Here is a 9,209-nt window from a genome sequence, read left to right on the forward strand (position 1 = left end):
CGCCAGCGCGAGCGGGGATAGCATCGTCGTCGTGCTGGCGGGGGATCCCCGCGACTAAAGAACCCCGCGTGAAGATTCCCGGCTTCGCCAGCCGCTAAAACTTGAGTGCTTCCCGCTCAAGTTTTCGGGGCGGTTATCCGGGGCCGGGCGCGCGCAATTGCGGGCATATCGCGCTTTTCTGGCGGATGGCTGCTGCGTCGTCGTACCTGAACCACAGCTTGCACTCACGCCGTGAGAGTGCCAGAATCTCTGTTAGCACTCCGAGTATGTGAGTGATAAGTCCAACTGGTTGGTGAGGCTGACCGTGAGCGAAGAAAGGCTTCGCGCGGGAGGTCGTCCGTCGCGGGCACCGGCCACAGTGATTCTGGAGGAATATCGCATGGCAAAGACCATTGCTTTTGATGAGGAAGCACGCCGCTCCATGGAGCGCGGCCTCAATCTCCTCGCGGACACCGTCAAGGTGACGCTGGGACCCAAGGGCCGTAACGTCGTTCTTGATAAGAAGTGGGGCGCCCCCACCATCACGAATGACGGTGTGTCCATCGCCAAGGAAATTGAGCTGGAAGATCCCTACGAGCGCATCGGTGCTGAGCTCGTCAAGGAAGTCGCCAAGAAGACGGACGACATCGCCGGTGACGGCACCACCACCGCGACGGTTCTCGCCCAGGCCCTCGTGCAGGAAGGCCTGCGCAATGTGGCCGCCGGCGCCAACCCCATCGCGCTGAAGAAGGGCATCGATACCGCGGTCAAGGCCGTGACCGAACGCCTCCTCGCGGACGCGAAGGAAGTCGATACCCGCGAAGAAATCGCCTCCACCGCCGCCATTTCGGCCGGTGACCAGGAAATTGGTGAGGTCATTGCCGAAGCTATGGACAAGGCCGGCAAGGAAGGCGTCATCACCGTGGAAGAGTCCTCCGGCCTGGAGCTGGAGCTCGAGCTCACCGAAGGCATGTCCTTCGACAAGGGCTACCTCTCCCCCTACTTCGTGACCGACGCCGAGCGCCAGGAAGCCGTTCTGGAAGATCCCTTCATCCTCTTCGTGGATTCGAAGATCTCCAACCAGAAGGAACTCCTCCCGGTTCTCGAAAAGGTCATGCAGGCCGATCGCCCGCTCCTCATCATCGCCGAGGATGTGGAATCCGAAGCGCTGGCCACCCTCGTGGTCAACAAGATCCGCGGTACCTTCCGCTCCGTGGCCGTCAAGGCCCCGGGCTTCGGTGATCGCCGCAAGGAAATGCTCCAGGATATGGCCATCCTCACCGGCGGCCAGGTGATCTCTGAATCCGTTGGTCTCAAGCTGGAGAACACCGACCTCACGCTCCTCGGCCGCGCCCGCAAGGTGGTTGTCACCAAGGAAAACACCACTATCGTGGACGGCGCTGGCGACCAGGAGCAGATCGACGGGCGCGTTTCCCAGATCCGCACCCAGATCGAAAACTCCACCTCCGAATACGACACCGAGAAGCTCCAGGAGCGCCTGGCCAAGCTCGCCGGTGGCGTGGCGATTATCAAGGCCGGTGCGGCTACCGAGGTTGAACTCAAGGAACGCAAGCACCGCATCGAGGACGCCGTGCGCAACGCCAAGGCGGCCGTGGAAGAAGGCACTGTCGCCGGTGGCGGCGTGGCCCTTATCCAGGCCGGTAAGGAAGCTTTCGCTGACCTCAAGCTCGAGGGCGACGAAGCGACCGGCGCGGCCATCGTGCGTTACGCTATCGAAGCTCCGCTCAAGCAGATCGCCAGCAATGCCGGCCTCGAGGGCGGCGTGGTGGCCGAGAAGGTCCGCAACCTCCCCAAGGGCGAGGGCCTCAACGCGGCTACCGGCGAATACGTCAACCTCATGGAGGCGGGCGTTATGGATCCGGTCAAGGTGACCCGCTCGGCGCTGCAGAACGCGGCCTCCATTGCCGGTCTGTTCCTCACCACCGAAGCTGTGGTGGCGGACAAGCCCGAACCGCCGGCTCCGGCCGCGCAGGGTGACGGCGGCATGGGCGGCATGTACTAAACCGCTAGGTTCAGCTGCAGCTGACGCCAAGAAGTAATAGTGCTGCCAGCGTGATCTGGTAGTTGTCGGGTGGCGCGCTTTCCGCGAGGAGGGCGCGCCACCTTTGTGGTATCCGGCCGCAGCTACATATCCGGTTCGCGCTCGATGCCGTGCGTGGGGGAGGGATCTGCGGGCCGGGCCACAATATCGCCTTCCGGATCGTCTTCGATCAGCGGCGGGATGCTCTCCGTATAGCGCGGGGTACGCCGGGGCGCGCCCTCGCGTTCCTTTTCCTTCCACACCTCCGCCTGGGCGCGATCCGCGAGCGGGGAATCAATATTCTCCGCTAGCGCGATAGCCTCATCGCGTTCCTTCTCCGCCGCCCGCCGCCGCGCATTAATCTTATTCAGGGTGGCCTGGGAGACCTCCTCACGCTGGCGCTTGCGGAGCTGTTCCGCGCTCAGCTGCGGCTCGCTCGCCTCGGCGGCCGGCCCGGTAGGCAGCACCCGCGTCACCTCGCCGGCATCCTCTTCCGGAATCCGAGCTTCCACCGCTTCCAAAGTAGAAGTTTCGGTGCGGGCATCGCGATAGGCATCCGCCCCGGCCGGCGCGGTGGGAGCCGAGGGAGTGGCGAGCCCGGTGAGCGTCGTCGTACCTACATTCGCATCCACGGGGCGCGTTACCTCCCCCGGGCGCGTCACGTCCACGGTTCGCGCGGCATCTGATGTTCGCGTGCCTTCAGCAGTTCCGGCCGCATCTACGGGGCGCAGAGCCTCAGCGGCGTTCGCGCCATCCGCAGCGTGCGCCATATCCGCGGCGCGTGGCCCGCCCGCAACATTCGCACCGCCTGTACCTAGCTCCGGCTCGGCCAGGCGCTTGCGCAATTTCGCGGCCTCCGCCTGCAAATTCTGACGCGCGGCATCCTCCCATTTTTGGCCCTCGGGCGTATAAAACAAATGCTTGCGCTCGAGCAGCTTCGCCACGATTTTCTCGCGCCCGCGCCAGAAACTCTCGTCGGGAATATGCGGGTATTCCTCGCGAATCGCCTGGGTATAGCGCCGGTAGCTCTGCGGGGACGCAGCCAAAATCGCCAGGTGCGCATCACGCAGCACCATAATGTCAATATCTTGTTCGGCCGTGCCCAGGCTGGTGGCCGGGGCGCGGCCCATCACTGGCATCGCGGTGAGTGCCGGGGCCTTCATCCCCCAAATCAGCTCCGCCACCCGGCGCGCGGTTTCCGGAGCGATACCGAGGTTCGTCAGCTCATTTTCAGCGGTGCGCGCCGAAAGCAGTTCATCTTCCCCGCCGCGTTTCGTGTAGACGCGGTAGCGCGACGTCGAAAAAACCACGCCGTGGTACCAGGCCGCAAGCCGCACGGTATCCGGGTGATGCGTTTCGTTAATGAGTTTTTCCACATTGGCGAGCATGGCCGTGAGGTGGTGAATATCGTGGAAGATACGATCCGGTTCCGACCAGCGCGCCAGCACCGAGGTACACGTCTCCTGAATCTCCGCGCTGGACGCGGTCGCCCCCAGCCCCGTCACTGCCTTCTCGAAAGAAACCGGCAGCCACGAAGGAACGGACATATTTCCTCCCACCGTGGTGCGCACCCGCGGCGAACTTTTCGCCAGGGGACGACGACGCACGTCGCCCTCCGCACTCAAACGCAACTGATTCTAATCATGCCCAGGCCCGGGTGGGGAACATGTGGGTCTTTTTGCCGGGCGCGCCCGCCCCGGGGGAGTGCGGCGTGGCGCGTGGACGCGGGCGGAGAGTTCCCCGGGGCTGCCACTNGGTGCGCACCCGCGGCGAACTTTTCGCCAGGGGACGACGACGCACGTCGCCCTCCGCACTCAAACGCAACTGATTCTAATCATGCCCAGGCCCGGGTGGGGAACATGTGGGTCTTTTTGCCGGGCGCGCCCGCCCCGGGGGAGTGCGGCGTGGCGCGTGGACGCGGGCGGAGAGTTCCCCGGGGCTGCCACTTTTCGCCCAGCTGAACGCGATACCCGGGCCGGCGGGGTGCACGGGCGCGGCCGGTGCACTAACGTAGAGACGTGATATCTGACGCAGCCTTTTCCGCCTCGCACGCAGCTGGCCGGCCCCGGGCACTGGTGACCGGGGGAAGTTCCGGCATCGGGCTCGCCTTCGCCCGCCAGCTCGCCGCCCGCGGATACGCGCTGGTCCTGGTGGCGCGCGGGGCGCAACGCCTAGGCGTCGTGGCCGAAAAATTCCGGGCGCGGGGCGTGGAATGCGAAACGATGTGTTGCGATCTGGGCGTGGGGAACGACGTCGCACGCCTATGCGATTACCTCCGTGACAATGCCGTTGATGTGGTGGTCAATAATGCCGGGGCTGGCCTCTATGAAAGCCTCGTGGACGGGGATATGGACCGGATTGACGCGGCGGCGGCCCTCATGGCTGGAGCTCCGGTGCGGATCGGCGCGGCGGCCACCGCGGCGATGGCCGCGCGGGGGAAGGGCACCCTCATTAATATTGCCTCGGTGCAGAGCTTCGTTCCCATGGGTGCATACGCGGCCCTCAAATCTTTTGTGCGGGTATGGTCCGAATCGCTGGCAGTGGAGCTGCACGGCAGCGGGGTGACGGTCACCGCGGTGCTACCCGGCTGGGTGCGTTCGGATTTCCACCGCAACTCGGGCGGGAAACGCTCCGGGGTTCCCGATGTGCTGTGGCTGGAGCCCGATACGGTGGCGCGGGCCGCGCTCGCGGCGGCCGCGCGCGGAAAAGTCCGCTGCACGCCTACCGTGCGTTACAAGATCATTGGTTTCCTGGCGGAGAAAGGCCCGCGCTGCGCGGTAAACTGGGTGGCAAGGAAAATTAATGGCAGTGGGCGAAAGGCGGACCGCGGGTGAGCGAGCTCGAACCGATTGATCCGTATCTGGATGAGTCCAAGGCCCGCCGCCGGCATCGGGTGCGCCGCGCCCTGACGAAACCGGTCATGTCCACGATTCTTCGACCTACCGTGCTGGGGGAAGAAAATATTGAGAATCTGGACGGCGCGTTTATCCTGGTGCCTAATCATTCTTCGCACCTGGATGCTCCGATGATTTTCTCGCTGCTTCCCGATAAGCTCACTGAGCGCTTAGCAACCGGCGCGGCCGCGGATTATTTTTATCGCCGCCGTGGCATTTCTAATCTCACTTCGCTGTTCTTTAATACCTATCCCATTGAGCGCGGTAAAAAACCCACCGGGAAAGCCGGGTCGGAATATCAGCCCGGGCGCGCCAAGGGGATGACGGGCCGCCTGCTGGCCGCGGGTGTTCCGATTCTGATTTTCCCGGAAGGCACCCGCTCGCGCACCGGGAAACTCGGCACGCCCAAGGCGGGTGCGGCGGCCCTGGCGCAGCGTTTCAATGTTCCGATTGTTCCGATCGCCATGTCCGGCGGGCACGAGGTCATGCCGGTGGGCGCGGTGCTCCCGAAATTCCGCGGCGAGGTGTTCTTATTTATTGGCCGGCCCATGTACGGGCTGCCGGAGGAAGACCCGGCTGATTTTATGGGCCGGGTATTCACCGCGATTGAGATGATGTTGGAGCAGAAGAGCGCGCATCCGCTCACCCCGGAAGGCACCAGTCCCTTCGATCCGCCGGTAGCTGAGTAGTCCGCTTATTCCTGCCCGCTCGGATGTGCGGGCGCGAGCGCATCGGGGCTCTGGCATGGTTCGCTCGGCGCGGGGAAAGTGAGCTGCACCGTGAGCCCGCCACCGGGGGTAGTAAGCGCCCGGGCGGTACCGTGATGCGCGGCCATAATGGCGGCAACGATGGCAAGGCCCAACCCAGAGCCCCCCGATTCGCGCGAACGTGAATAATCCGGGCGGTAGAACCGCTCAAAAATGCGCTGGGAATCCGCCTCGGAAATACCCGGGCCGTGGTCGCGCACCTCGATAGTGGGCTGGCCCTCCGCGATGCCCACCGCCACTTCCACCGGGCTGGCTTCCGGGGCGTGCGCGAGCACATTCGACAGCAAATTGGCGATCACCTGGGTGATACGATCCGCATCTCCGTGTACCTCCACCACCTTGGGCGGAGGGGTGCTCCCATCCAAAGCGACCACCGTGGCGGTGCGCTGCGGGGCTCGCACCCGGAAATCAAGGATGGCGTTATCGGCCAGCTTGGCCAGATTGACGCAATCAAGATTGAGGGGCCGGTTTTCATCCAGGCGGGCCAGCTGGAGCAGATCCTCCACCAGCCCGGCCATGCGGTTGGCTTCCGATTCCACCCGCTCCATCGCCTCGGGGACCCGCTCCGGGGGAACCCCGCCCAGGCGGTATAGCTCGGAATACCCGCGCACGGTGGCCAGCGGGGTGCGTAATTCGTGGGAGGCATCTGAAACGAAGCGCCGCATTTTTGCTTCCGAGCGCTCTTTTTCCGCGAAAGCATGCTCGATTTGGGCGAGCATAACGTTAATAGAGTTAGCGAGCATCCCAACTTCGTCGTCGTCCTCACCGTGCGGGACGCGTTCGGCCAGGTGCCCTTCCGCGATGGTATGCGTGGCCGCCTCGATATCACGCAGGGACCGCAAGGTACGCGATACCAGGCCGGTAACGGCAAGCCCCGCGGCCAGCACGGTCGCGAGCCCGGCGAGCACGAAAATAAGGCGCAGCCGCGCAATCGTAAATTCGATAGGGCCGAGCGGCTGGGCAATAATAATATTCCCGGTGATGAGGCCGCCGGTGGACGTCGGGCTAATGGGGTGCACGAGCACCCGCCAATCCGAGCCGTACAGGGTGGAAGGAACCGTGACCGGCTCTTCGGAACCCAGGCTGGCAATACGTTCAAGTTCGCGCGGGTAGCCGAATTCTTCCACGGCCCCCGGGTTGGGCAGCTCGTAGGTGGTTACGTCTCGCTGCCCGGCAATACCCCAATTGACCCGCACGAAGAAATCGGAAAGGTTGAGGGAGGACTGGCTGGCGCCGGGCATTTCCTGGAGGAACATTCGTTCCACCGAGCGCGCATTCGTGGTCAAATCCTGGTCGATAGTGGAGACCAGGTATTGCTTGAGGAGGGTGACCGAAGCGAAACCCAAAAAGGTTGCCGCGGTGCCCACCAGAATAACGAAGGCAATAATGAGGCGGCCGGCCAGGGTACGGGCCGGCCGCAGTGCGCGCCGGAAAATTCCGTCGCGGCGGGTGCGCGCGGGGGCGTCGGTAGAGGGGCGGCCCGGTTGCGCCGAGGTGCCGGGATTTGCCGGGCGGTCCGGTCGCGCCGAGGTGCCGGGATTCGCCGGGCGGCCCGGTGCGCCCGGAGCCCCCGCGCTTTCCGCAGGGAACGGATCGTGACGTTGGGTCATAACCGAATGCTATTTGGAAGCACGCAGAACGTAGCCGATGCCACGGCGAGTGTGGATGAGCGGCACAAGATTGCGTGCCTCCTCCGGGTCGGTAATCCCCAGAGCTTCCGGGGAATCAATTTTGCGCCGCAAATAGGAAATATAGGATTCCACGATGGAGATCTCGCCCTGCCAGTTGTAATCCCATACATGGTCGAGGATCTGAGATTTAGAAACCACCCGCTCGGCATTAATAATGAGGTAGCGCAGCAGCTTGAATTCGGTGGGGGAGAGTTCCACCGGGCGGCCGGCGCGGGTGACTTCATAGGAATCTTCGTTCATTTCCAGGTCCGCGTAGCGCAGCACCGCCGATTCGGTTTCCTCGGGGCTGGTGCGCCGCAGTACCGCGCGGATACGAGCCACCACTTCCTCCAGGGAGAACGGCTTAGTGATGTAATCATCCCCGCCCACGGTCAAGCCCTGGACCTTGTCTTTCACATCATCGCGAGCGGTGAGGAACAGCACGGGCAGATCGTGATCACGTTCGCGCAGGCGGCGCAGCACTTCAAAGCCGTCCATGCCCGGCATCATAATATCGAGGACGGCCAGGTCCAGATGCTGATTTTGCTGGTGAGCGAGGGCTTCAGCGCCATCGGCGGCGGTGTACACATCGAATCCGGCGAACCGGAGAGAAACGGAAAGAAGTTCACGAATCGAGGGCTCATCATCAACAACGAGGATGGCCGCTTCGGGAGTGTGCTCGGTAGGCGTCATGACGTTAAGGAAACTCGAGGTATCTGGAAGCTTCCTGAAAGTTTGCGGGAAGCGAAAGCAAAGCGGTGGGAGCGATGGCGGTGGAACGACGACGCCGCGGGCCGGGGTGGCGCTGCCACCCCGGCCCGGGAAGTCGGCTGCGCTTTAGTAGCTGGAGAAGTCCCGGCCTTCGAGTTGCGCGGGTTCCTGGCCGCTCTTGAGGGCGGCTAGGCGCGCTTCGATTTCTGCGTCGTCGGAATGATCCTCCAATTCGGCGAATTGATCGGCCAAGCTCAGGGAGGCAACTTCGGCCTTGCCCTGCGCCAGGGCTTCCTGGCGGCGGACCCGGTCTTCGAAACGGGCCAGTTCGCTGGTGGGATCAAGCACGTTGATCGAGGAGATGGCGTCCTGCACCTGGCTTTGCGCCTCGGCGGACTTCTGGCGCGCCACCAGGGTATCGCGCTTATTCTTGAGCTCGGTGAGCTTCTCCTTCATCTGGGTGAGCCCGGATTTGAGCTGCTCCACCACCTTTTCCTGGGAGGCGAGCATGGGTTCGGCATCCTTGGCTTCGCGTTCGTACTGGATCTGCTTACTCAGCGCCACTTTCGCCAGGTCATCCCAGTGGTTCGCGCCCGCTTCATCGCCTTTGGCGCGCATCTCATCGGCGCGGCGCGAGGAGGCGATGGCCTTCTGGCCCCAATCGCGCGCGGCCTTGATGTCCTCGTTGTAATCGGATTGCGCCAGGCGCAGATTGCCCACGGTCAGCGCCACGGCATCTTCGGCTTCCGCGATGGAATTCTTGTAATCGCGCACCATCTGGTCGAGCATTTTCTGCGGGTCTTCCGCGCGGTCGAGGAGCGCGTTGATATTCGCCTTCGCGAGCTGGGTAATGCGTCCGAGGATTGTTTGTTTTTCAGCCATGATCAGCCTTTCTCTGTGTTATCGAGTAGGAATGGGGTGATGTACTGGATAGATGGTATCCGGGCGGGGCGCGATCAACGGACGCACGCGGCCACCGGTGTTAGAACGAACGGCTCCCTCCTCCCGCGGCGCCCCCGCCGCCAAATCCGCCAAAGCCTCCGCCGGATCCACCTCCGAAACCGCCGAAGCCCCCGCCGAAGCCGCTGGAGCGCTCGCCGCCAAAACCGGAACCCCAGCCCGAACCCCAGCCGGAATTGTGGCGGGA

7 protein-coding genes are annotated in these 9,209 nt (G+C 63.7%); 3 read left to right on the top strand and 4 right to left on the bottom strand.

Annotated elements, in window-relative coordinates:
- Positions 1–379 precede the first annotated feature (379 nt).
- The gene (groL, locus tag CZ322_RS04285; RefSeq protein WP_016443292.1) at positions 380–2,002 is read left to right on the top strand and encodes a chaperonin GroEL; all 1,623 of its coding nucleotides are present in this window, start codon (positions 380–382) and stop codon (positions 2,000–2,002) included.
- A gap of 122 nt (positions 2,003–2,124) precedes the next feature.
- Here groL and CZ322_RS04290 read toward each other — a convergent pair whose 3' ends face one another.
- Complete coding sequence (locus tag CZ322_RS04290) at positions 2,125–3,645, bottom strand: HD domain-containing protein (protein WP_143231846.1); 1,521 nt, start codon at positions 3,643–3,645, stop codon at positions 2,125–2,127.
- A gap of 393 nt (positions 3,646–4,038) precedes the next feature.
- Between CZ322_RS04290 and CZ322_RS04295 the strand changes: the two genes are divergently transcribed.
- Positions 4,039–4,854, top strand: a complete 816-nt coding sequence (locus CZ322_RS04295) for an SDR family NAD(P)-dependent oxidoreductase (RefSeq protein ID WP_234984458.1) — start codon at positions 4,039–4,041, stop codon at positions 4,852–4,854.
- Complete coding sequence (locus CZ322_RS04300; RefSeq protein ID WP_087070359.1) at positions 4,851–5,603, top strand: lysophospholipid acyltransferase family protein; 753 nt, start codon at positions 4,851–4,853, stop codon at positions 5,601–5,603. The genes CZ322_RS04295 and CZ322_RS04300 overlap by 4 nt, the downstream gene beginning before the upstream one ends.
- A gap of 5 nt (positions 5,604–5,608) precedes the next feature.
- On the opposite strand, the gene CZ322_RS04305 is transcribed toward CZ322_RS04300, so the two are convergent.
- The 3 genes from CZ322_RS04305 to CZ322_RS04315 form a co-directional block, all read right to left on the bottom strand.
- Positions 5,609–7,291 (bottom strand): sensor histidine kinase, encoded by a 1,683-nt coding sequence (locus CZ322_RS04305; protein ID WP_087070360.1) that lies wholly within the window; start codon positions 7,289–7,291, stop codon positions 5,609–5,611.
- Positions 7,292–7,300: 9 nt separating this feature from the next.
- Positions 7,301–8,044, bottom strand: coding sequence for a response regulator transcription factor (locus tag CZ322_RS04310; protein ID WP_026428430.1), 744 nt, complete (start codon positions 8,042–8,044; stop codon positions 7,301–7,303).
- Positions 8,045–8,188: 144 nt separating this feature from the next.
- Positions 8,189–8,944 carry a PspA/IM30 family protein gene (locus CZ322_RS04315; RefSeq protein ID WP_087070361.1) on the bottom strand — a complete coding sequence of 252 codons (756 nt, stop codon included), beginning with the start codon at positions 8,942–8,944 and terminating at the stop codon, positions 8,189–8,191.
- Positions 8,945–9,209 lie beyond the last annotated feature (265 nt).

The sequence above is a fragment of the Actinotignum timonense genome, assembly GCF_900155575.1.
GTDB lineage: Bacteria > Actinomycetota > Actinomycetes > Actinomycetales > Actinomycetaceae > Actinotignum > Actinotignum timonense.

What these genes read in the sequence shown, in the direction of transcription:
- groL (WP_016443292.1), top strand. Translation starts at nt 380, where the DNA reads ATGGCAAAGACCATTGCTTTTGATGAGGAAGCACGCCGCTCCATGGAG.
- CZ322_RS04305 (WP_087070360.1), bottom strand. Translation starts at nt 7,291, where the DNA reads ATGACCCAACGTCACGATCCGTTCCCTGCGGAAAGCGCGGGGGCTCCG.
- CZ322_RS04310 (WP_026428430.1), bottom strand. Translation starts at nt 8,044, where the DNA reads ATGACGCCTACCGAGCACACTCCCGAAGCGGCCATCCTCGTTGTTGAT.
- CZ322_RS04315 (WP_087070361.1), bottom strand. Translation starts at nt 8,944, where the DNA reads ATGGCTGAAAAACAAACAATCCTCGGACGCATTACCCAGCTCGCGAAG.